The organism is Pseudarthrobacter sp. NCCP-2145 (assembly GCF_023708005.1).
Taxonomy (GTDB): Bacteria; Actinomycetota; Actinomycetes; order Actinomycetales; family Micrococcaceae; genus Arthrobacter; species Arthrobacter oxydans.
Genome location: NZ_BRCG01000001.1, coordinates 19844 through 42748 on the forward strand (window position 1 = coordinate 19844; position 22905 = coordinate 42748).

The 22905-nt window shown below is 66.5% G+C and carries 17 protein-coding genes; 13 read left to right on the forward strand and 4 right to left on the reverse strand.

Annotated elements, in window-relative coordinates:
* The 9 genes from carA (at position 1) to NFU08_RS00150 (ending at position 11696) form a co-directional block, all read left to right on the forward strand.
* Complete coding sequence (gene carA / locus NFU08_RS00110) at positions 1 to 1275, forward strand: glutamine-hydrolyzing carbamoyl-phosphate synthase small subunit (RefSeq protein ID WP_174174314.1); 1275 nt, start codon at positions 1 to 3, stop codon at positions 1273 to 1275.
* Positions 1275 to 4589 carry a carbamoyl-phosphate synthase large subunit gene (gene carB / locus NFU08_RS00115; RefSeq protein ID WP_174174316.1) on the forward strand — a complete coding sequence of 1105 codons (3315 nt, stop codon included), beginning with the start codon at positions 1275 to 1277 and terminating at the stop codon, positions 4587 to 4589. Before carA ends, carB begins: the two co-directional genes overlap by 1 nt.
* Entirely contained in the window at positions 4582 to 5454 is an 873-nt protein-coding gene (gene pyrF, locus NFU08_RS00120) for an orotidine-5'-phosphate decarboxylase (RefSeq protein WP_174174318.1), read from the forward strand. The genes carB and pyrF overlap by 8 nt, the downstream gene beginning before the upstream one ends.
* 110 nt (positions 5455 to 5564) lie before the next feature.
* Positions 5565 to 5882: an integration host factor, actinobacterial type gene (gene mihF, locus NFU08_RS00125; RefSeq protein WP_174174766.1), complete on the forward strand. Its 318-nt coding sequence runs from the start codon at positions 5565 to 5567 to the stop codon at positions 5880 to 5882.
* 46 nt (positions 5883 to 5928) lie between these two features.
* A complete protein-coding gene (gmk, locus tag NFU08_RS00130) occupies positions 5929 to 6525 on the forward strand; it encodes a guanylate kinase (protein ID WP_174174320.1) in 597 nt (198 codons plus the stop codon).
* Between the two features lie 15 nt (positions 6526 to 6540).
* On the forward strand, positions 6541 to 6801 hold the full coding sequence (gene rpoZ / locus NFU08_RS00135) for a DNA-directed RNA polymerase subunit omega (protein ID WP_003800778.1): 261 nt from the start codon (positions 6541 to 6543) through the stop codon (positions 6799 to 6801).
* 38 nt (positions 6802 to 6839) lie between these two features.
* Positions 6840 to 8081, forward strand: coding sequence for a bifunctional phosphopantothenoylcysteine decarboxylase/phosphopantothenate--cysteine ligase CoaBC (coaBC, locus tag NFU08_RS00140; RefSeq protein WP_174174322.1), 1242 nt, complete (start codon positions 6840 to 6842; stop codon positions 8079 to 8081).
* Between the two features lie 88 nt (positions 8082 to 8169).
* Positions 8170 to 9405, forward strand: coding sequence for a methionine adenosyltransferase (gene metK, locus NFU08_RS00145; protein WP_174174325.1), 1236 nt, complete (start codon positions 8170 to 8172; stop codon positions 9403 to 9405).
* 182 nt (positions 9406 to 9587) lie between these two features.
* Positions 9588 to 11696, forward strand: a complete 2109-nt coding sequence (locus NFU08_RS00150; protein WP_251420079.1) for a primosomal protein N' — start codon at positions 9588 to 9590, stop codon at positions 11694 to 11696.
* Between the two features lie 9 nt (positions 11697 to 11705).
* On the opposite strand, the gene NFU08_RS00155 is transcribed toward NFU08_RS00150, so the two are convergent.
* From NFU08_RS00155 to NFU08_RS00170, 4 genes are read right to left on the reverse strand one after another with little or no spacing between them, the layout of a single operon-like run.
* Positions 11706 to 12794, reverse strand: a complete 1089-nt coding sequence (locus NFU08_RS00155; protein WP_251420080.1) for a glycosyltransferase family 1 protein — start codon at positions 12792 to 12794, stop codon at positions 11706 to 11708.
* Positions 12791 to 13717, reverse strand: coding sequence for an alpha/beta fold hydrolase (locus NFU08_RS00160; protein ID WP_251420081.1), 927 nt, complete (start codon positions 13715 to 13717; stop codon positions 12791 to 12793). The genes NFU08_RS00155 and NFU08_RS00160 overlap by 4 nt, the downstream gene beginning before the upstream one ends.
* Before the next feature lie 10 nt (positions 13718 to 13727).
* Complete coding sequence (locus tag NFU08_RS00165; RefSeq protein ID WP_174174331.1) at positions 13728 to 14597, reverse strand: aldo/keto reductase; 870 nt, start codon at positions 14595 to 14597, stop codon at positions 13728 to 13730.
* Positions 14598 to 14607: 10 nt separating this feature from the next.
* Complete coding sequence (locus NFU08_RS00170; protein ID WP_251420082.1) at positions 14608 to 15582, reverse strand: sugar-binding transcriptional regulator; 975 nt, start codon at positions 15580 to 15582, stop codon at positions 14608 to 14610.
* A 126-nt stretch (positions 15583 to 15708) separates the two neighbouring features.
* On the opposite strand from NFU08_RS00170, the gene NFU08_RS00175 reads away from it, so the two are divergent.
* The 4 genes from NFU08_RS00175 to leuS all read left to right on the forward strand — a co-directional run bounded on the left by NFU08_RS00175 (position 15709) and on the right by leuS (position 22872).
* Positions 15709 to 17538 carry a glycerol-3-phosphate dehydrogenase/oxidase gene (locus tag NFU08_RS00175; protein WP_251420083.1) on the forward strand — a complete coding sequence of 610 codons (1830 nt, stop codon included), beginning with the start codon at positions 15709 to 15711 and terminating at the stop codon, positions 17536 to 17538.
* Between the two features lie 89 nt (positions 17539 to 17627).
* Positions 17628 to 18377 carry an MIP/aquaporin family protein gene (locus NFU08_RS00180; protein ID WP_174174338.1) on the forward strand — a complete coding sequence of 250 codons (750 nt, stop codon included), beginning with the start codon at positions 17628 to 17630 and terminating at the stop codon, positions 18375 to 18377.
* Positions 18378 to 18431: 54 nt separating this feature from the next.
* A complete protein-coding gene (gene glpK, locus NFU08_RS00185) occupies positions 18432 to 19946 on the forward strand; it encodes a glycerol kinase GlpK (RefSeq protein ID WP_174174340.1) in 1515 nt (504 codons plus the stop codon).
* Between the two features lie 394 nt (positions 19947 to 20340).
* Positions 20341 to 22872 carry a leucine--tRNA ligase gene (gene leuS / locus NFU08_RS00190; protein WP_174174342.1) on the forward strand — a complete coding sequence of 844 codons (2532 nt, stop codon included), beginning with the start codon at positions 20341 to 20343 and terminating at the stop codon, positions 22870 to 22872.
* Positions 22873 to 22905: the final 33 nt, after the last annotated feature.

A 22905-nucleotide genomic window follows, 5' to 3' on the forward strand; every position in this document is an offset into this window, starting at 1 on the left:
GTGACAACAAACACAGCAGTAAACGCCCCGGTTTCCGCTCCAGCTGCGCTGGTCCTTGAAGACGGCCGCATTTTCCGCGGAAGCAGCTACGGCGCCACCGGAACCGCCCTCGGAGAAGCGGTCTTCGCCACCGGCATGACCGGCTACCAGGAAACCATCACCGACCCCTCCTACGCACGCCAGCTCGTGGTGCAGACGGCGCCGCACATCGGTAACACCGGCGTGAACAGCGAGGACGCCGAGTCCCGCCGTATCTGGGTTGCGGGCTACATTGTCCGCGACGCCGCCCGCCGCCCCTCCAACTGGCGCTCCGAGCGTTCACTGGATGAGGAACTGGTGGAGCAGGGAATCGTCGGGATCCAGGGCGTGGATACCCGTGCGATCACCCGGCACCTGCGCGAGCACAAGACCATGCGCGCCGGCATCTTCTCCGGGGAGGCCGCCCAGGCCACGGACAAGGAACTGGTGGACGCCGTCCTGGCCAGCGCCCCCATGGAGGGCTCCCGGCTGGCCGAGGAAGTCAGCGTTGACGAGGCCTACGTCGTGGAGCCGAAGGACCATGGCTGGGAAGGCGACCCCCGGTTCACCATCGCGGCGATCGACCTTGGCATCAAGGCCATGACTCCGGTCCGCTTCGCCGAGCGCGGCGTCCGCGTCCACGTGCTGCCCGCCACCGCCACGCTGGAGGATGTGAAGGCCGTCAACCCCGATGGCTTCTTTATGTCCAACGGCCCCGGCGACCCCGCCACGGCAGATGCCCAGGTCAAGCTGCTCCGCTCCGTCCTGGACGAAAAGCTGCCTTACTTCGGCATCTGCTTCGGCAACCAGATCCTGGGCCGCGCACTGGGCTTCGGCACCTACAAGCTGCGTTACGGCCACCGCGGCATCAACCAGCCCGTCATGGACCGCCGCACCGGCAAGGTGGAGATCACCTCCCAGAACCACGGCTTTGCCGTGGACGCACCGCTCGACGGCGCCACGCAGGCTCCGGAGGAACGGTACGGCCGCGTGGAGGTCAGCCACGTCAGCCTGAACGACGACGTCGTGGAAGGGCTCGCCTGCCTGGACATCCCCGCTTTCTCCGTGCAATACCACCCCGAGGCCGCGGCCGGCCCGCACGACGCCGCCTACCTGTTCGACCGCTTCATCGAGCTGATGGAGGGCACCCGGGACGGCAGGACAGCGAACCTGTCCAAGGAGCCCGTGGACGCCGCGCACCCAGCCGGCGCGGCAACGCCGAATCATTCCGACAACAAGACTGAGGACAAGAAGTAATGCCGAAACGTACAGATCTCAAGAGCGTCCTCGTCATTGGTTCCGGCCCGATCGTTATCGGCCAGGCCGCCGAGTTCGACTACTCCGGGACCCAGGCGCTGCGCGTCCTCAAGGAGGAAGGCCTGCGGGTCATCCTGGTCAACTCCAACCCGGCCACCATCATGACCGACCCCGAGTTTGCCGACGCCACCTACATCGAACCCATCACCCCCGAGGTTGTGGAGAAGATCATCGCCAAGGAACGCCCGGACGCCGTCCTGCCCACCCTGGGCGGACAGACCGCGCTGAACACCGCCATCGCCCTGGACAAGAACGGTGTGCTTGAGAAGTACAACGTTGAACTCATCGGCGCCAACATCGCCGCCATTGAGCTCGGGGAGGACCGCGAAAAGTTCAAGGGCGTGGTGGAGCGCTGCGGCGCCGAGTCCGCCCGCAGCCACATCATCCACACCATGGACGAGGCATTGAAAGCCGCCGAGGACCTCGGCTACCCCATGGTGGTCCGGCCCTCCTTCACCATGGGCGGCCTGGGCTCCGGCCTCGCCTACAACGAGGACGACCTCCGCCGCATCGTTGGACAGGGCCTGCAGTACAGCCCCACCAGCGAGGTGCTGCTCGAAGAGAGCATCCTCGGCTGGAAGGAATACGAGCTCGAGATGATGCGGGACAAGAACGACAACGTCGTGGTGGTCTGCTCCATCGAGAACTTCGATCCAGTAGGCGTCCACACCGGCGACTCCATCACGGTGGCACCGGCCCTCACCCTCACCGACCGCGAGTACCAGCGACTGCGCGACATCTCCATCGCCGTCATCCGTGAAGTGGGCGTGGACACCGGCGGCTGCAACATCCAGTTCGCCATCGACCCCGCCACCGGCCGCGTGGTGGTCATCGAAATGAACCCCCGCGTCTCCCGCTCCTCGGCGCTGGCGTCCAAGGCCACCGGCTTTGCCATCGCCAAGATCGCCACCAAGCTCTCGCTGGGCTACACGCTGGACGAGATCCCCAACGACATCACGCAGAAGACCCCGGCGTCCTTCGAACCCACCCTGGACTACGTTGTGGTCAAGGTTCCGCGGTTCGCGTTCGAGAAGTTCCCGGCTGCTGACAACACGCTGACCACCACCATGAAGTCGGTGGGTGAGGCCATGGCCATGGGCCGCAACTTCACCGAAGCCCTGCAGAAGGCCCTGCGCTCCCTCGAACAGAAGGGCTCGCAGCTGGACTTCAGCTCCGTCCCCGAATGGGAGGTGCCGGAGCTCATCGAGAAGGCGAAGCGCCCCACCACGGAACGCCTGCACCAGGTCCAGCGCGCACTCCTGGGCGGCGCCAGCGTGGAGGACCTCTTCGAGGCCACCAAGATCGATCCCTGGTTCCTTGACCAGCTCCAGCTGCTCAATGAGATCTCCCGCGAAATCCGCCAGGCCGGTGCGCTGACGGCTGAGATGCTGAAGCGCGCCAAGCGCCACGGCTTCTCCGACGAGCAGATCGGCGCGCTCACGCACAACTCCGAAGCCGTGGTCCGCGGCGTCCGCCAGGCACTGGGCATCCGCCCCGTCTACAAGACCGTGGATACCTGCGCGGCGGAATTCGCCGCCTACACGCCGTACCACTACTCGGCGTACGACGAGGAGGACGAGGTTGCGCTGCACTCCAAGCCGTCCATCCTGATCCTCGGCTCCGGCCCCAACCGGATCGGCCAGGGCATCGAGTTCGACTACTCCTGCGTCCACGCCTCCATGGCGCTGCGCAAGGCCGGGTACGAGACGGTGATGGTCAACTGCAACCCGGAGACCGTCTCCACCGACTACGACATCTCCACCCGCCTCTACTTCGAGCCGCTGACGCTCGAGGACGTACTGGAGGTCATCGCGGCGGAGGAACGCACCGGCGGCGTCATGGGCGTCTTTGTGCAGCTCGGCGGCCAGACCCCGCTCAAGCTGGCCCAGCAGCTGGCAGATGCCGGTGTCCCCATCCTCGGAACGTCCCCGGAGGCCATCGACCTGGCCGAGCACCGCGGCGCGTTCTCCCGCGTCCTGGACAAGGCGGGCCTGATCTCCCCGAAGAACGGCACCGCCGTGTCCTTCGAGGATGCCAAGAAGATCGCCGACGAAATCGGCTACCCGGTCCTGGTCCGCCCGTCCTACGTGCTGGGCGGCCGCGGCATGGAGATCGTCTACGACGAGCCCAACCTGTCCCGCTACATCGCCAACGCCACGGAGATCACCCCGGACCACCCTGTGCTGATCGACCGCTTCCTGGAGGACGCCGTCGAAATCGACGTCGACGCACTCTTCGACGGCACCGACATGTACCTGGGCGGCATCATGGAGCACATCGAGGAAGCCGGCATCCACTCCGGCGACTCCGCCTGCGTCCTGCCGCCCATCACCCTGGGCACCAACGTGCTGGAGCGGGTACGGACGGCGACGCGCGCCATCGCTGAGGGCGTGGGCGTCCGCGGGCTCATCAACATCCAGTTCGCCCTGGCCTCCGACGTCCTGTACGTCCTTGAGGCCAACCCCCGGGCGTCCCGCACGGTGCCGTTCGTCTCCAAGGCGACCGGTGTGCAGATGGCCAAAGCGGCTGCCCTGATCGGCACCGGCGTGACCATCGGACAGCTCCGCAGCGCCTACAAGATGCTGCCCGAGGTGGGCGACGGGTCCACGCTTCCGCTGGATGCCCCGGTGTCCGTCAAGGAGGCAGTCCTGCCGTTCAGCCGCTTCCGTACCCTGGAGGGCAAGGTGGTTGACTCCCTGCTCGGCCCGGAAATGCGCTCCACCGGCGAGGTCATGGGCATCGACAAGCACTTCGACACCGCGTTCGCCAAGAGCCAGGCAGCCGCCAACAACGCGCTGCCCACCGAGGGCAAGATTTTTGTCTCCGTGGCCAACCGCGACAAGCGCTCCGTGATCATGGGTGTCAAGAGGCTCTCCGACCTGGGCTTCGAAATCGTGTCCACCGGCGGCACCGCGGACGTCCTGCGCCGCAACGGCATCCAGGCCACCCCTGTCCGCAAGGTGGCAGAAGGCAGCAGCGCCGAGGGCGAAGGCACCATCGCAGACCTTGTCATCGCCGGCGAGATCGACATGGTCTTCAACACCCCGTCCGGCGGGGAGGCCCGCAGCGACGGCTACGAACTGCGGGCAGCGGCCACCTCCATCGGCATTCCCTGCATCACCACGGTGGCGGAGTTCAACGCCGCCGTGCAGGCCATCGAGGCGATGCGGACCTACGAATGGTCCGTCACCAGCCTGCAGGAGCACGCCGCATCGCTGGCAGAGTCCCAGAAGGCGGCCCTGCAGCATGCCTGAGCAGGCAGTGCCGTCCGCCGGTGCACCCGGCCGGGAGTCTTTCGGCTCCCGGCTGGGTGCCGCCATGGCCGCCCGCGGGCCCCTCTGCGTCGGCATCGACCCGCACCCAGCCCTGCTGAAGGGCTGGGGGCTGGACGACGACGCCGCAGGGCTGAGGCGCTTTTCGCTGACGGTTTTGGAGGCCGTGGGTTCCCTCGCTGCCGCCATCAAGCCCCAGGTGGCGCTGTACGAACGCCATGGCTCCGCCGGGATGGCCGTCCTTGAAGAGCTTCTTGCCGAAGCCCGCGACGAGAAGGTACTCACCATCGCCGACGCCAAGCGCGGTGACATCGGCTCCACCATGGCGGCCTATGCCGACGCCTGGCTCCGGGACGATTCCCCCCTCGCTGCGGACTCGGTAACGCTCAGTCCCTACCTAGGCTTCGAGTCACTGCGCCCCGCGCTGGACCTGGCAGCCCGGACCGGCCGCGGCGTCTTCGTCCTCGCACTCACGTCCAACCCCGAGGGCGCCTCCGTCCAGCACGTCGGGGGAGCGGACTCCGTCGCCCGCAGGATCACGCAGTCGGCTGCGGCGGAAAACCGCCGCTACCAGGGAAACCTCGGCTCCGTGGGCCTGGTGGTGGGTGCAACCGTGGGGTCGGCCCTTACCGAACTGGACCTGGACCTGGCCGCTGTGCGCGGCCCGGTCCTGGCCCCGGGCCTTGGAGCCCAGGGGGCCACGCCCGCCGACCTCCGCGCCACGTTCGGCGCCGCCTACCCGCAGGTCCTCGGCACCTCGAGCAGGGACATCCTGTCTGCCGGGCCGGAACAGCGCGGCCTGAGGGACGCGGCGCAACGGACCCTGGACGGACTCCGCGGCGAATAGTGGTCCGTTTGAGCTGATGCATTGATTCGGACAGCACCAAAGGGTAGTTTCAGGACAGGTCCAAGGGCGGTCGCCCCTGGACCCGTCCACCGAATCCGGGGGTGTGCACCATGGTCCTGCGGCCGTTATCCGCATCGGAACGGGCTGAGGCCCTGAACAAGGCAGCAGCAGCCAGGGCCACCCGTGCGGCGGCCAAGGAAAGCCTTAAAAACGGCGAGAGGTCTGCCGCGGACATCATCAGCTCCGCGCTGCAGGACGAGGCACTCGCCCGGATGAGGGTCTCCGAACTCCTTGAGGCGCTTCCCGGCATCGGAAAGGTGCGGGCCGCTGCCATCATGGACCAGCTGGGGATAGCGGCGTCCCGCAGGGTCCGCGGGCTGGGCATCCACCAGCGCCGCGCGCTGGTAGATTTTATAGACGAGAGTTAGGGCGGGCCGAAGCCCGCCCACCCCCCAAACCCCGGCAAAGGAATACGTGAGCAAGAAACCTGGACTGACAGTCCTCGCTGGTCCGACGGCTGTTGGCAAAGGCACCGTGTCCACTTACATCCGCGACAACTATCCCGAGGTGTGGCTGTCCGTGTCCGCCACCACCCGGGCACCCCGTCCCGGCGAACAGGACGGCGTCCATTACTTCTTCAAGTCCAAGGACGAGTTCGAGCAGCTTGTCGCTGACGGCGAGCTCCTCGAATGGGCCGTGGTCCACGGGCAGAACACGTACGGGACCCTGAAAAGCACCGTCAACCAGGCCATTGCCGAGGGCCGGTCCGTGCTCCTGGAAATAGACCTCCAGGGTGCCAGGCAGGTGAAGGCGGCCGTACCGGATGCACAATTTGTCTTCCTGGCCCCGCCCAGCTGGGACGAAATGGTCCGCCGGCTTGTGGGCCGCGGCACGGAAACCCCGGAGGAACAGCAGCGCCGGCTGGAAACCGCTAAACTGGAACTTGCTGCTGAACCGGAGTTCGACTACACCGTCATCAATGACGACGTTCGCCGGGCAGCGGACGAGCTTGTTTCACTCATGGGGCTGACCCCGCACCCGCATGGAGCGCCGGAACCGTCAGCCCGCTAGAACTTTGGAGAATTCGTGTCCACGAACCTTGAAGGCATCATCAACCCGCCGATCGACTCGCTGCTCGAGGCAGCCGACTCCAAGTACGGCCTGGTGATTTTCGGTGCCAAGCGTGCTCGTCAGATCAACGCTTACTACGCCCAGCTGCATGAGGGCCTCTTCGAATACGTCGGCCCGCTGGTTGACACCAAGCTGAACGAGAAGTCGCTGTCGATCGCCCTGCGCGAGATCAACGAGGGCAAGCTGGTTTCCACGCCGATCGAAGCTGCAGAGTAAAACTGCCGCCGAACTGACTTGCTGTTGACGGAGGTCACGTGCGCATAGTCCTCGGAGTCGGGGGAGGGATTGCCGCCTACAAGGTGGCATCGCTCCTCCGGCTTTTTACTGAAGCCGGCCACAACGTCACGGTGATCCCCACCGAGGCGTCCACCCGGTTCGTTGGCACTGCCACGTGGGAGGCGCTGTCCGGAAATCCGGTCAGCAACAGCGTCTTCGACGACGTCCACCAGGTCAACCACGTCCGGCTGGGCCACGAGGCTGACCTGATCGTCATCGCCCCGGCCACCGCTGACCTCCTGGCCAAGGCGGCCACCGGACAGGCCGGGGACCTGCTGACGAACACCCTGCTGATGGCCCGCGGCCCTGTGCTGTTCGCGCCCGCCATGCACACGGAAATGTGGCAGCACGCGGCAACCCGGGCCAACGTCGAAACGTTGCGCAGCCGCGGTGCAGCCGTTCTGGAACCCGCCAGCGGCCGGCTGACGGGCGCCGATTCAGGTCCGGGCAGGCTCCCCGAACCGGAAGCCATTTTCGACGCCGCCATGGCCCTGGTGCAGGGGCAGTCGGATTTCCAGCTGCCGCTGGCCGGACGCACCGTCACCATCAGCGCCGGCGGAACCCGCGAGCCCCTGGATCCGGTCCGCTTCCTGGGCAACAGGTCCTCCGGAAAGCAGGGAGTCGCCTTGGCCGTCGCAGCCCGGAACGCCGGCGCAACCGTCCGCCTGCTCGCAGCCCATATGGACGTTCCCCCGCCGGCCGGCGTCGAGGTGGTGCCTGTGGAGACAGCCCTGCAACTGCGGGAAGCCGCCCTTGCCGCGGCAGCTGACTCCGACGTAGTTATCATGTCCGCTGCGGTGGCGGACTTCCGTCCCGCGGCCGTCTCCGACACCAAGATCAAGAAGCGCGACGACCGGGAGGACCCCGTCATCACGCTGGTCCGCAACCCGGACATCCTGCACGAACTGGTGGATCTCCGGAACAGCGCGGCCCCGGGCAGGCGGCAGCAGCTGATCGTCGGCTTTGCGGCTGAGACCGGGGACAGCGACGGTGACGTCCTGGCGCACGCCCGGGCGAAGCTGCAGCGCAAAGGCTGCGACCTCCTGGTGGTCAACCATGTGGGCACGGACAAGGTCTTCGGGCAGGACACCAATTCGGTGGTCATCCTGGCCCGCTCCGGCTCCGAACCACAGGAGGCGTCCGGGACCAAGACGGAGGTTTCGGCAGCCATCATCAGCCGGATCTCCGCTGAACTGAATTCCGTTTCGCCCCGCACCTGAGTGTGTTTCAGGCCACGTCTGCTTAGCACGAAGACATCTCCTGATGTCTCCTGGCGGGTGTCCGTATTCCAACCAGTAAGGTAGTTGAGTGACTTTACCGCTGCACCTTCCCCACACGTCCGGGGCCACGCCCAACGCGCTTCGGCTCTTCACCTCCGAGTCGGTTACCGAGGGCCATCCGGACAAGATCTGCGACCAGATCAGTGATGCCATCCTGGATGCGCTGCTGGCTGCGGACCCGGAATCGCGGGTAGCGGTGGAAACCATGGCCACCACAGGCCTGGTCCACGTTGCAGGCGAAGTCACCACTGATGCCTACGTCGAGATCCCCCAGATCGTGCGCGAGACCATCCTGGGCATCGGCTACGACTCCTCGGCCAACGGTTTCGATGGCGCCCGCTGTGGCGTGTCCGTGTCCATCGGCCAGCAGTCCAACGACATTGCCGGCGGCGTGTTCAACTCGCTGGAAGCCCGCGAAGGGCGGCAGGAGGACGACTACGACCTCCAGGGCGCCGGCGACCAGGGCCTGATGTTCGGCTACGCCAGCGACGAAACTCCCTCTTACATGCCGGTGCCCATCTGGCTTGCGCACCGGCTGTCCGAGCGGCTCACCGAAGTCCGCAAATCGGGCGAACTGGCCTACCTCCGCCCGGACGGCAAGACCCAGGTGACTGTCGGTTACGACAAGGATGTCCCGGTCTCCGTCGAAACCGTTGTGATCAGCAGCCAGCACGCCGAAGGCGCAAGCCTGGACCAGCTCCGCGCGGACCTCGCCGCCCTCGTCATCAAGCCGGTGCTGGCAGGGGCCAACCTTGACCTCTCCCGCGCCCGCAACATCCTCAACCCCGCCGGCGAGTTCGTCATCGGCGGCCCCGTTGGGGACGCCGGCCTGACCGGGCGCAAGATCATCGTGGACACCTACGGGGGCATGGCCCGGCACGGCGGCGGCGCCTTCTCGGGCAAGGACCCGTCAAAGGTGGACCGCTCTGCCGCGTACGCCATGCGCTGGGTTGCCAAGAACGTGGTGGCCGCAGGGCTGGCCAAGCGTGCGGAAATCCAGATCGCCTACGCCATCGGCCAGGCCCGTCCGGTGGGCACGTACGTGGAAACATTCGGCACGGAAACGGTTGATCCGGCCCGCATCAGCGCCGCCATCGCGGAGATTTTCGACCTGCGCCCCCGCGCCATCATCGACGCACTGGACCTGAAACGGCCCATCTACGCCAAGACCGCCGCCCACGGCCACTTTGGCCGCGATGAACCGGACTTCACCTGGGAGCGGCTGGACCGCGTGGACGACCTGAAGGCGTTCTTCAACGCCTAGGCCCCGGGCTGCAGGCCCGCTTCCGGCCTGTATCCTTGCCTGATTCCTTTGCCTGTATTTTGCCTCCGGCAACATGTCAGTGCCATGTGCTTGGCTGGGCATGTCCATCCGGGAGCCGAAGGGAGGTTACGGTAATCGCTGCTGACAGGCCTGTCCAGGCGTCCCTGGACCTCCCCGGTGCAGTGCAGCCGTCTCTGCTGCAGGGCTTTCCGGCCCCCGCCCGGCCTGCCGGGCCGCAGCTGGCCGGGCACCTGCCCGTGGCCAGGGTGCTGGTGGAATCCTCACTGCCGCACCTGGACCGGCTCTTCGATTACGGGGTTCCGGACACTCTCGACCATGCCGCCACGCCGGGCGTCAGGGTCAAGGTCAAGTTCAACGGCCAGGACCTCAACGGGTTCCTGATGGAACGCGTGGCGGAATCCGACGCCGGACACACCCTGGTGCCGTTGGCGAAGGTTGTGTCCCCGGTGCCGGTGCTGACTCCCGCCGTCCGGGAGCTGGTTTACTCCGTCGCCGCCCGCTACGCCGGGACGGTCAGCGATGTCCTCCGCGTCGCCGTCCCGCCCAGGGTGGCCAAGCTGGACAAGGAGTTCGCGTCAGCGGAGCCGGAGGGGCCGGCAGTCCCGGACCAGGCAGAACCCCGCGAGGCCACTGCCCTGCAGGCCGGTCCCGCGCAGGACGCCCTGCCGGGCGCATGGGCGGCCTACCAAAACGGCCAGGCCTTCCTGCAGCACCTGGCCGGTGGCGGATCACCCAGGGCCGTGCTCAACCCGCTGCAGGGATTCGGTCCGGGTGGGTGGCCCCAGCTGCTGGCGGAGGCCGTGGCCGCCGCGTACGCATCAGGGCGCGGCGCCGTGGTGGTTGTACCCGATTACCGCGACCTTGACCGCCTTGAAGAGGCGCTCCACCGGCTGCTGCCCGAAGACGCAGTTGCCCGGCTGACTGCCGACGACGGTCCCACCCCGCGCTACCGGAGTTTCCTGCGGCTCCTGGCAGGGACTGCCCGGGTTGCCATCGGCACCAGGTCCGCAGCTTTTGCCCCGGTTCGCGACCTGGGCCTAGTGGCCTGCTGGGACGACGGCGACGACCTCCACATCGAGCAGCGCGCCCCGTATGCGCACGCCCGCGAGGTGCTGCTCCTGCGGGCTGGGCAGGAGGACGCCGCGTGCCTCCTTGCAGGCCACTCCCGAAGCACGGAAGCCCAGCGGCTGGTGGAGGCGGGCTGGGCACGTGCGGTCGAAGCCGGCCGCCCTGACGTCCGGAGGACAGTTCCGCGCATCGTCAACACTGCCGACAGCTTCGAACAGGAGCGGGATCCGCTGGCCAGGATCGCCCGCCTGCCCGGCGCCGCGTGGCGGGCCGCCAAGGAGGGGCTGGAGCGTGGACCTGTCCTGGTCCAGGTGGCCCGCGCCGGTTATGCGCCGTCGCTGGCCTGTGAGATGTGCCGGGAGCCGGCGCGCTGCGGCAGCTGCCAGGGACCACTGGCCGTGGCGGGCGCCAGCGGCACGTCCGCCATGCCCCAATGCCGCTGGTGCTCCACCCCGGCGCCGGACTGGCACTGCGTGCACTGCGGCGGCAGGCGCCTGCGCAAGGGTGCCACCGGAGTGATCAGGACAGCTGAGGAACTCGGCCGCGCCTTTCCCGGGAAGACCGTCGTTACTTCCTCGGGAGACCAGGTAAAGGCCGGGGTGGGTCCGGGCAAGGCGCTGGTGGTGGCCACGGTCGGTGCCGAACCGGTAGCCGACGGGGGATACGCGGCTGCACTGCTCCTGGACGGTGATTCACTCCTGCGCCGGGAGACACTGCGCGCCGGCGAGGATACAGTGCGGCGCTGGTTCAACGCGGCCGCGCTGGTGCGTCCGGCGGCGGACGGCGGGCTGGTGGTGGTCACGGCCGCGGATACAGCTGCCGTGGGCGCACTGCTTCGCTGGGACCCCGCCGGTTACGCGGAACGGGAACTTTCCCTGCGGATGGAACTGCAGCTTCCCCCCGCGGTCCGCATCGCTTCCGTCACCGGGCCGCGCGCCGCCGTCGAACATTACACCGGTGCCGTGGCGGCGGAACTTGCCTCCAGCGGGATCACCTTGCGGACCGCCGGGCCCGCACCCGTGGTGCTTAGTGGTCCGCCGTCGCCCCGCCGTTCAGCGGAGGATGTGCGCACCCTGCTCTTTTTCCCCTACGGACAGGCTGCGGCCGTCACCCGCGTCCTGCGGGTCACCAGGGCTGCGGCCGCTGCGAAACGCTTCAGCGAGCCTTTCCAGCTCCGGCTGGACGGCATCGACGTCCTCTAGGGGCGTTCTTTAACCCCGGCCCCGGCGCCGGGCTATGATTTCGTGTGCCACCTCCACCAGCTGGCGGGCCGACTCGTCCCAGGTGAACTCCCGTGCACGCGCAACGCAGCGCCGCGACAACTCCTCCCAGTGACCGTTGTCCTGGAGCGTGCGCACGGCATCGGCAAACTGTTCCGGGGACTCGGGATCAACGTAGAGCGCGGCGTCCCCGCCGACTTCCCGGAAGATGGGGATGTCGCTGGCAATAACGGGGGTGCCGAGTGCCATGGCCTCCACCAGGGGAAGCCCGTAGCCTTCAGCCCGGGACAGGGTGACCAGCGCCGCAGCAGAGCGCAGGATTTCGTGATACTGCTCGTCCGTGACGCCGTTGTGGAACACCACGTGTGCCCCTGGCGGAACCAGGCGTTCCAGTTCGGCGCGGCGTTGGGGCGTGATGCGGCTGAGCAGGTGGAGGGTGTGTCCGGGCAGGCCCGCCATCCCCGCCACCATGGTTTCCACGTTCTTGTACGGCATGAAAGAGCCCATGTAGACGAGCGCGCGGTCTTCACCGGCGCCAGCGGGGCGCGGTCCGTGTTCCTGCTCCGGCTGGGGGGCATTGCTGATGATCCGCACGGGACGGCGGGTCAGGCGGTACTTTGCGATCAGCGCTTCGGTGGTGCGGCTGATGGTGGCTACGGTGTCGGCCCGGTTGAGGAGCAGGCGCTGGGGCCAGAAAGCCTTGTGGTACAGCCGCCAAAGGAGCCTCACGGGTGCGGGCAGGAATCCCGGCGGGGCGGGGTGTTCGTAGTAGATAAGGTCGTGGAGCGTCAGGACCAGGCCGTACTTGCGGCCCCAGGTGCCCATCGTCTGCATGGGGCACACCACCACGTCAGCGCCCAGCGCGTTAACGGTTCGCGCCACAAACAGTTCCCTGGGCGACAACGGGCTGCTGATCAGCGTGTAGGGAACATCCGGGAGCAGGGGCAGCTGCCGGACGTCCGAGACCAGCATCGAAACGTCCGCGATTTTCGCGGTGGCTGCGATCAGGCTCGCCCCGTAACGGCTGATGCCGTCGTGGTGGTCGGTCCGGGTAAAACGTGCGTCGATGACAATCTTCACGCGGGGTGGTCCTTAAGGAAGCTGCGGATGGACGAGGCTGCCGGTTCGGGGGTTTCGTAATGGATCAGGTGTCCGACGCCGGGAATCACCTTGAGTTCGCCGTCCGGCAGCAGCGCAGCCAGGCGGTGCTGGTCGGGGAGCACCGCGATCTCGTCCTTTTCGCCGGCGATCAGCAGCACCGGAAGGGTGAGCCGGCCGGCCACCTCGGCCACGTGGCTGCTGACCGAGGCGGTAAAGGACTCAAGGAGGCTGTCACGGCTGGCGAAAGCGCTGAAGTAGGCATTGTGCTGGTCGTGGATGAAACGGCGCAGGTCCCTGTCGGCTGTCTTGGCCATGGTTTCACTCATGACCCTGACAATTAGCGGGCTCCGCAGCAAAGCCAGTCCCAGCTGCCGGGGAAGGCGAGCGGCAAGCCGGTAGTAGAGGACCGCGAGCCGGGTCATCACACCCTTCGGACCCTCGAGGGCCGGCGCTGCGATCGGGTTGATGAGGATCAGCGGGTTGACGGTTCCCGGGTGGTTGGCCACGAAGTGCGCGGCAATGATGGACCCGAAGGAGTGGCCCAGCAGGACCGTGTCCGGGCCCAGGCCCAGGGCTGCCATGAACCCGGTGATGAACGAGCCGTACCGCTCAACGGAATGCTCACCGGACGCAAACGCTTCCGAGTCGCCGAAGCCGGGCAGGTCCGGCATGATGATGCGCATGTCGGGAAGCTGGTCTGCCACGCGCAGGAGTCCGTGATGGTCTCCGCGGAAGCCATGGATCACCAGGATGGTCCGCGTTTCAGGACCGGCATGCAGCGGTTCGTAGGTCCAGAACGCAACTTTGCCGCCGTCGATCTCCACCGAAGAGGACGACGTGCGGGCCGCAAGCCCGTGGCTGAAGTAGGCGGGCGCGGCGGGCCCGGGGTGTGCTGTGGTCATCTGCGTGGCCTTAGTTGACGTGGTCGGGGTGCGAGCCGGTGCGGTGCCCCCGGTCGAGCCCTGCAAGCGCGGCCATGTCCCGGTCCGAGAGCTCGAAGTCGAAGATGTTGAGGTTTTCCCGGATCCGGGCCTCCGTGCTGGCCTTGGGGATGGCAATGTTGCCCAGTTGCATGTGCCAGCGCAGGATCACCTGGGCCGGGGTCTTGCCGTGTTCAGCGGCGCAGGCACGGACCACGGGATCTGCGAGGACCTGGCCGCGGCCCAGGGGGCTCCAGGCCTCCGTCCTGATGCCGAGCCCGTCATGCAGCGTCCGCAGTTCCGCCTGCTGCAGCCACGGGTGCAGCTCGATCTGGTTGACGGCGGGAACCACCTCTGCCGTTTGGAGAAGCCGGTCAAGATGGGCCGGCTGGAAGTTGCTGACCCCGATGGCCCGGACCTTCCCTTCCCGGTACAGGGTCTCCAGGGCCCGGTATGTATCGGGAAACAGCCCGCGCCTGGCGCAGGGCCAGTGGATGAGGTACATGTCCACGTAATCGAGGCCAAGGTTGACCATGGAGTCATCAAAGGCCCGCAGCGTGGCGTCGTAGCCGTGATGGTCGTTCCACACCTTGGTGGTGATGAACACGTCTTGTCTCGACAGGGACGGGAAGAGTTCGCCCGACCCTCCGCTGCCTGCATCCCCGCCCAGCTGGGAACTGATCCCGCGCGCCACGCCGGTTTCGTTGCCGTACATGGCGGCGGTGTCGAAGTGGCGGTAGCCGGCGGCGAGCGCGGTGGCAACGAGCCCTTCCGCGTCCGCGGCCGGGACCTTGTACAGCCCGAAGCCGAGTTGGTGGATCAGCACGCCGTTGTTCAGGCTGAGCCGCGGTGAGGTTCTCATAGCCACGACTCTACCCATTAGCCGCCGGGAGGCCCTCGTAATCCACCAGGCGCCGCGCTGTGGCCTCATCCAGGATCAGGTCGGTGGCCAGGCCGGCGGCCAGGGCACCGCGGAGCCCCTTGATCTTGGAAACCCCGGACACCACGCAGATCCTCCGACGGACCTGCCGCAGCTCTGCCAGGGCCGGGCCCGTGGACCTTTCATTCAGGATGATGCCGTCGGAGGATCCGTCGCCCCGGAAGAAGACTGTGGCAACGTCACCCACGACGTCGGACGTGGCCAGGATATTGAGGTCCATCTCGTCCAGGTACCCCCCGGCGTAGACGTGGCTCGGGTAGTCCGCATCCACGGAACCCACACCGAAGATGGCAATGCTCATCTTCGCCTGGAGTTCCAGGATCCGTTGCACGCTGCGCTCATTCCACATGGCGGTCTTTGTGGCGGCATGGTCAAAGAAGGCCGGTACGGGGAACTGTTCAACCCGGGCCCCGTAGGCGCTTCCGAACCGCCGCATGATGTCGCTGGCGTACGTGATGCCGGTGGTGTGCATGTTGCCGGCGCCGTTCAGCTGCACGATGACGCTGTCGTGGGTGATCTTGCGGGTGAGGTGGCGGCTGACGGCGCTCAGGGTGGATCCCCAGGCCACCCCGATGATCGCATTGGAGTCCACCACGGGACCGATGGTGCGCGCTGCTTGCATGGCCACCCTGTCCAGTGTCTCGGCGTCATTCAGTGTTTCCAGGACCGGCACCACGTGGACATCCACGCCGTAGCGCTGCCGGATCCTGCTTTCAAGCTCCGGGCCGGTATCCAGGGGATTGCGGATCTGGATCTGCACCAGGCCCGATTCGCGTGCCGAGGACAGGAGCCGGGACACGGTGGATCTGGAGGTACGGAGTTCCCGGGCTATCGCATCCATGGTCAGGTCCTGCAGGTAATACATTTGTGCAGCCCGCAGCGCTTCTGAGTGCCTTGACGGGTCCATTACCGCTCCCTTGTGCACGTTTGTGCATAGTGCTTGACTCCATTTTCCATTAGTCCAAACAATAGTGGAGAACGGCGGGCCCGCCCACTCGGTTGCCCGCGCCACACAAAGCCCAAGGGAGTCGTTTTGGGACCCAAGGATTCAACCGGCCGACCTTCCGCAACACCTGCGGAGAAGCAGGGAGCTGAGCGCAGTTCCGTCCACCATCTGCGGCGCCGTCCGCATGCAAAGGTGCTGGTGGTAGGCGGCGGCATCAACGGCGTAGGAACTTTCCGTGACCTCGCGCTGCAGGGCGTTGACGTTGCCCTCGTGGAACGCGGCGACTACTGCCAGGGAGCCAGCGGCGCCTCCTCCCACATGATCCACGGCGGCATCCGCTACCTCGAAAACGGCGAATTCCGCCTGGTCCAGGAATCTGTCGTGGAGCGCAACCGGCTGCTCCGAATCGCTCCGCACTATGTGAAGCCGCTGCAGACCACCATTCCCATCTTCAGCACCTTCTCCGGCGTGCTGTCCGCGCCCCTGCGCTTCCTGACGCACAAGCAGCAGGGCAAGCCGAAGGAGCGCGGCGCCTTCCTGATCAAGCTCGGCCTCAGCCTCTACGATTCGTTCTCCCGCGACGGCGGCACGGTACCGCGGCACCAGTTCCGCAGCGGCAAGCGGGCCCGTGCGGAACTTCCCGCACTCCGCCCGGACGTCAAGTACACCGCCACTTACTTTGACGCGTCCGTGCACAACCCTGAGCGCCTGACCCTGGACGTCCTCCAGGACGGGGAGAAGGCCGGCCGCTCGGCTGTGGGCGAAGGCAATGCCCAGGGCTACACGGCCCGTGCCAGCAACTATATTTCCCTGCAGTCCATGACCGGCAAACCCAATCCGGGCACGGGGAGGGGAAGCACCGTCCGGCTGCGGGACGAACTCACGGGCGAGGAATTCGATTTCACTGCAGACGTCATTGTGAACACCACGGGCGCCTGGGTGGACCTCACCAACGAAGCAATGGGAACTGCCTCCAGGTTCATGGGCGGCACCAAGGGCTCCCACATTGTGCTGGACAACCCTGCGCTCCTGGAAGCCTGCCGCGGCCGGGAGATCTTCTTCGAGCACACGGACGGACGGATCGTCCTGATCTACCCCATGGGGGACCGGGTCCTGGTGGGCACCACTGATGTGGACGCGGACATGGCAAAGGATGCCGTCTGCACGGATGAGGAAATCGAGTACTTCTTCGACCTGATCGGGCACGTCTTCCCGGACCTCCCCGTCACGCGTGAACAGATCGTCTACACCTTTTCAGGAGTGCGGCCGCTGCCACGCCACGATGCCACCCAGCCCGGCTTCGTTTCCCGCGACTACCGCATCGAGCGCCGCGAACCCGTCCAGGACGGGAACGGAAAGGGCGCCGTGGTGCTGAGCCTGGTGGGCGGCAAATGGACCACCTTCCGGGCCCTCGCCGAACACATGGCCAACGACGTGCTCGCCGAGATCGGGATGGCCCGCAAAGTCTCCACCGCACAGCTCCCCATTGGCGGCGGCGCAGGCTTTCCCGCTGATGAGCCTGGCGTGCAGAAGTGGATCAAGGCGCACATGGCTTCGGGCCGTGACGCCGACCGTACCGCGGTACTCCTGACCAGGTACGGGACCCGTGCCGAGGATGTCATGGAGTACCTCGACGCCGGGCCCGACAGGCTGCTGCACTCCACCCGCGAACTGAGCGTCCGCGAACTCGAGTTCATGGCCGCCCGCGAGCAGGTGGGGCACCTGGTGGACGTCCTCATCCGCCGGACCTCCCTGGCCTTCAGGGGCCTGGTGACGGGCGAACTGCTCAACGAAGTGGCAGATGTGCTGTCGGTACCCCTTGGCTGGAACGCCGAGGTCCGTGCGGCAGAGATCAAGCACGCGCAGGACGTGCTGCAAAGGTTCCACCGTGTAGAAACCCACAGCCTGGTCGCCTAGCACCCGGCTGCCGGCCGGGGCGGCAACCCGCCCCGGCCCACGGTCCTTCAACCCGCGAAGGACCTCCATCAGAAAATAAGGAGTCAAAGATGTCTCTTGGAATAGTTTTCCTTTCCGAAGTATTCGGAACGGCGATGCTCACCCTCCTGGGTTGCGGCGTCGTCGCCAACGTTGCCCTACGGGGGACTAAAGGCAACAGCGGTGGGTTCCTGATGGTCACCTGGGGATGGGGCATCGCCGTGTTCGCCGGCGTCTTCGTTGCCGCGAAATCCGGTGCCCACCTGAATCCCGCCGTAACGGTCGGGCTGCTGGTCAACGGAAAATCCGAATACGCGCCGGGCGTGCCCGTGGATTTCGCCTCCACGCTGACGTACTTCGGCGGCGAACTGCTGGGCGCCTTCCTTGGCGCCGTGGTCTGCTGGCTCGCATACAAGCAGCACTTTGATGCGGAACCCGAGGTTGCTAGCAAGCTCGGCGTCTTCTCCACCGGGCCCGCCATCCGGTCCACTCCCTGGAACCTGGTCACCGAGATCATCGGCACCTTCGTGCTGGTCTTCGTCATCCTTACCTTTGGCGGAACCCCCTCAGGCCTGGGCCCGCTGGCCGTCGCACTGCTCGTCGTCGGCATCGGCGTGTCACTCGGTGGTCCCACCGGTTACGCCATCAACCCGGCCCGTGACCTCGGTCCGCGCATCGCCCACGCCCTGCTGCCCATCAAGGGCAAGGGTTCCAGCGACTGGGGATACTCCTGGATCCCGGTAGTGGGCCCGCTGGTTGGCGGTGCCCTTGGCGGCATCGTGGCCAACCTCGCGCCCATCATCGTTACCGCCGCAGCCTGACCCATCAACAAATTCCTCCTGCCCAAAACACCCATATAGACAAGGACGTCCATCATGAACCAGTACGTAATCGCCATCGATCAGGGAACCACCAGCAGCCGGGCAATCATCTTCGACCACAGCGGCAGCATCGTGTCCTCGGGGCAGATGGAACACGAACAGATTTTCCCGCAGGCCGGGTGGGTGGAGCACAACCCCGCTGAAATCTGGAACAACACCCGGGAGGTCATTGCCTCCGCACTGTCCAAGGCGAACCTGACACGGCACGATATTGCCGCCGTTGGCATTACCAACCAGCGCGAAACTGCCGTGGTGTGGGACAAGACCACAGGCGAGGCCGTCTACAACGCCATCGTCTGGCAGGACACCCGCACGCAGGACATTGTGGATCAGCTCGCCAAGGACGGCGGGCCGGACCGTTTCAAGCAAAAGGTGGGGCTGCCGCTGGCCACCTACTTCTCAGGGACCAAGATCAAATGGATCCTCGACAACGTGGAGGGCGCCCGCGCCAGGGCCGAAGCCGGTGACCTGGTGTTCGGCAACACCGACTCCTGGGTCCTGTGGAACCTGACTGGCGGCGTCAACGGCGGAGTCCACGTCACCGACGTCACCAACGCCTCACGCACACTGTTCATGGACCTGGAAACCCTCCAATGGGACGACGAGATCCTCGGCATCTTCGGTGTTCCCCGGACCATGATGCCGGAGATCAAGTCCTCCTCGGAGGTGTATGGCACCGTGCACACCTCGCAGCTTCTGCGCGAGGTCCCCGTGGCCGGCATCCTCGGCGACCAGCAGGCGGCCACGTTCGGCCAGGCTGCCTTCGAGGCCGGCGAGGCCAAGAACACCTACGGCACGGGCTGCTTCCTGATCTTCAACACCGGCGAGGAGATTGTCCATTCCAAGAACGGGCTGCTGACGACTGTGGGCTACAAGCTCGGCGATGCTGCGCCGCACTACGCCCTGGAAGGCTCCATCGCCGTCACCGGCTCGCTCATCCAGTGGCTGCGGGACAACCTGGGCATGATCAGCAGCGCGCCCGAGGTGGAAACCCTCGCCGCGTCGGTGAAGGACAACGGCGGCGTGTACATTGTGCCCGCCTTCTCCGGCCTCTTCGCGCCATACTGGCGTTCGGATGCCCGCGGCGCGATCGTTGGGCTGACCCGGTTCGTGAACAAGAACCACATTGCCCGCGCCGCGCTGGAAGCCACCGCCTTCCAGACCCGGGAGGTGCTGGACGCCGTGAACGCGGACTCGGGCGTTCCGCTCACCGAGCTGAAGGTCGACGGCGGCATGGTGGCCAATGATGCGCTGATGCAGTTCCAGGCGGACATCCTGGGCGTTCCCGTGATCCGGCCGAAGGTTGTGGAGACCACCGCCCTTGGTGCGGCGTACGCAGCCGGCCTGGCGGTCGGCTTCTGGAAGGACCTGGGGGAGTGCTCGGCCAACTGGTCCGAGGACAAGCGCTGGGAACCGCAGATGGACCAGGCGGAGCAGGACCGCCAGCTGCGCCTGTGGAAGAAGGCCGTCACCAAATCCATGGATTGGGTCGACGAGGACGTGAAGTAGCCAGCTAGACAGCAGTTCGTGGTTGCGGCGGCCCCCGTCTCACCACGCAAGGAAGGCGGCCCCTGCCCCGCCCGCTTAGCGGTGCCCACCACACCCGGGCGAGGGGCCGCCTTCCTTGCGTTCGCTGTAGTCACCCTTATCCACGAACAGAGGGTCTTCGCTGCTGCTTCAGCCGCCCGTTTGCGACGGGAGACTTTGTGGGTGCGCTAAAGTGGTTGCATGCGTGCGATCCTTCTGCTTAGCCAGCCGCCCGGTATCCGAAACAACGGATAGCGTGCGGCAGCCCCTCCATGGCGAGGGGCTTTTGTGTGTCCGGGAGCATTTCCCGGTGGCAGCAGGGGGATCAGGCCGTTATGGCAGCACAGATGCCGTAACAGAACAGAAGAGGGCAGCAGTGGGCGTTCAGCCGGAGACAGAGACCGGAACAGCAGCAACAGTGTCAGCGGACGTGCCCGAGGAGGGCACCTACAGCTTCGCGGCGATGGAGGCCAAATGGCCGCAGGTGTGGGAAGACCTCAAGGTCTTCACGCCCCTCGACGACGGGTCACGCGAGCGCCGGTACGTGCTGGACATGTTCCCCTACCCGTCCGGTGACCTGCACATGGGCCACGCGGAAGCGTTCGCCATGGGCGACGTCGTAGCCCGCTACCTGCGCCAGAAGGGCTACGACGTCCTCCACCCGATCGGCTGGGACTCCTTTGGCCTGCCCGCCGAAAACGCCGCCATCAAGCGCAATGCCCACCCCAGCGAGTGGACCTACGCCAATATCGACACCCAGGCGGCGTCCTTCAAGCGCTACGCCATCTCTGCCGACTGGTCCCGGCGGCTGCACACCTCGGACCCCGAGTACTACCGCTGGACGCAGTGGCTGTTCAAGCGGTTCTACGAGCGCGGCCTGGCCTACCGGAAGAACTCCCCGGTCAACTGGTGCCCGAAGGACCAGACCGTCCTGGCCAACGAACAGGTTGTCAACGGGGCCTGCGAGCGGTGCGGCACCACCGTGACCAAGAAGTCCCTCAACCAGTGGTACTTCAAGATCACCGAGTACGCGGACCGGCTGCTCGATGACATGGAACAGCTGCGCGGGCATTGGCCGGAGCGCGTGCTGGCCATGCAGAAGAACTGGATCGGACGGTCCGAGGGCGCGCACGTCAACTTCGTGATCGAGGCCGACGGCGGCAAGCCCGCCAAGGAGGTCACGGTCTTCACCACCCGCCCGGACACCCTGTACGGCGCAACGTTCTTTGTCGTGGCCGCAGACGCACCGCTCGCCGTCGAGCTCGTCACCGACGAGCACGCCGCAGCCCTGGACGAATACCGCGAACAGGTCAAGGCGCTCACCGAAATCGAACGCCAGTCCACCGAACGCGAAAAGACCGGCGTCTTCACCGGCCGGTACGCCGTCAACCCCCTGAACGGCGAGAAGCTGCCGGTGTGGGCCGCGGACTACGTCCTGGCTGATTATGGCACCGGTGCCATCATGGCCGTCCCCGCCCACGACCAGCGCGACCTGGACTTCGCCCGGAAGTTCGACCTGCCCGTGCGGGCAGTCCTGGATACCGGCGAGGAAGACCCCGCCGCATCCGGCACCGCCACGGCAGGGGAGGGGACCCTGATCAACTCCGGCGACCTCGACGGCCTGCCCAAGTCCGAAGCCATCCCGGCCGCGATCGCCATGCTGGAGCAGCAGGGCACGGGCGAAAAGTTCGTCAACTTCCGGCTGCGGGACTGGCTGCTGAGCCGCCAGCGGTTCTGGGGTACCCCCATCCCGATCATCCACTGCCCGTCCTGCGGCGAGGTTCCCGTCCCGGACGAGCAGCTGCCCGTCACCCTGCCGTCCGACCTGCGCGGCGAGGACCTCTCGCCGAAGGGCACCTCGCCCCTGGCCGCGGCCGAGGCCTGGGTCAACGTCGAGTGCCCCACCTGCCACGGCCCGGCCAAACGCGACACGGACACCATGGACACCTTTGTGGACTCGTCCTGGTACTTCCTGCGCTTTGTCTCGCCGCACTACACCGAGGGCCCCTTCGACCCGCAGAAGATCAACGATTGGATGCCGGTGGGCCAGTACGTGGGCGGCGTGGAACATGCCATCCTGCACCTGCTGTACGCCCGGTTCTTCACCAAGGTCATCAACGACCTCGGCCTGATCGAAGCCAACGAGCCCTTCACGGCACTGCTCAACCAGGGCCAGGTCCTCAACGGCGGCAAGGCGATGAGCAAGTCGCTGGGCAATGGAGTGGACCTCGGTGAGCAGCTGGACAAGTACGGCGTGGACGCCGTGCGCCTGACCATGATCTTCGCTTCCCCGCCGGAGGACGACGTCGACTGGGCGGACGTCTCGCCGTCGGGCTCTGCAAAGTTCCTGGCCCGCGCCTGGCGCCTCGCCCAGGACGTGGCAAGCGAACCCGGCGTCGACGTGACCACGGGCGACCGCGCCCTGCGATCCGTCACGCACCGGACCATTGCCGACGCCGCCGAACTCCTGGACGCCAACAAGTTCAACGTGGTGGTGGCCAAGCTGATGGAACTGGTCAACGCCACCCGCAAGACGATCAACTCAGCTCCCGGCGCCGGAACGGACCCTGCGGTCCGTGAGGCGGCCGAGGCGGTTGCCGTGATCCTGAGCCTGTTCGCCCCCTACACGGCTGAGGACATGTGGAACGTGCTGGGGCACCCCGCCTCGGTGGCCAATGCGGGCTGGCCGGCCCACGATAAATCCCTGCTGGTGCAGGACACCGTCACCGCCGTCGTCCAGGTTCAGGGCAAGGTGCGTGACAGGCTGGAAGTTCCCCCCTCCGTGACCGAGGACGAGCTCCGGGAGCTGGCGCTGGCCTCCGGGAATGTCCAGCGCGCCCTTGACGGCCGCGGCATCCGCACCATCATTGTCCGCGCCCCTAAACTGGTCAACATCGTCCCGGCCTAGGCCGGACGGGCCGCCGGTATCCTCCGGCGGCCC

What these genes read in the sequence shown, in the direction of transcription:
- NFU08_RS00180 (WP_174174338.1), top strand. Translation starts at nt 17,628, where the DNA reads ATGTCTCTTGGAATAGTTTTCCTTTCCGAAGTATTCGGAACGGCGATG.
- NFU08_RS00160 (WP_251420081.1), bottom strand. Translation starts at nt 13,717, where the DNA reads ATGACCACAGCACACCCCGGGCCCGCCGCGCCCGCCTACTTCAGCCAC.
- mihF (WP_174174766.1), top strand. Translation starts at nt 5,565, where the DNA reads ATGGTCCTGCGGCCGTTATCCGCATCGGAACGGGCTGAGGCCCTGAAC.
- NFU08_RS00165 (WP_174174331.1), bottom strand. Translation starts at nt 14,597, where the DNA reads ATGAGAACCTCACCGCGGCTCAGCCTGAACAACGGCGTGCTGATCCAC.
- pyrF (WP_174174318.1), top strand. Translation starts at nt 4,582, where the DNA reads ATGCCTGAGCAGGCAGTGCCGTCCGCCGGTGCACCCGGCCGGGAGTCT.
- NFU08_RS00170 (WP_251420082.1), bottom strand. Translation starts at nt 15,582, where the DNA reads ATGGACCCGTCAAGGCACTCAGAAGCGCTGCGGGCTGCACAAATGTAT.
- glpK (WP_174174340.1), top strand. Translation starts at nt 18,432, where the DNA reads ATGAACCAGTACGTAATCGCCATCGATCAGGGAACCACCAGCAGCCGG.
- carB (WP_174174316.1), top strand. Translation starts at nt 1,275, where the DNA reads ATGCCGAAACGTACAGATCTCAAGAGCGTCCTCGTCATTGGTTCCGGC.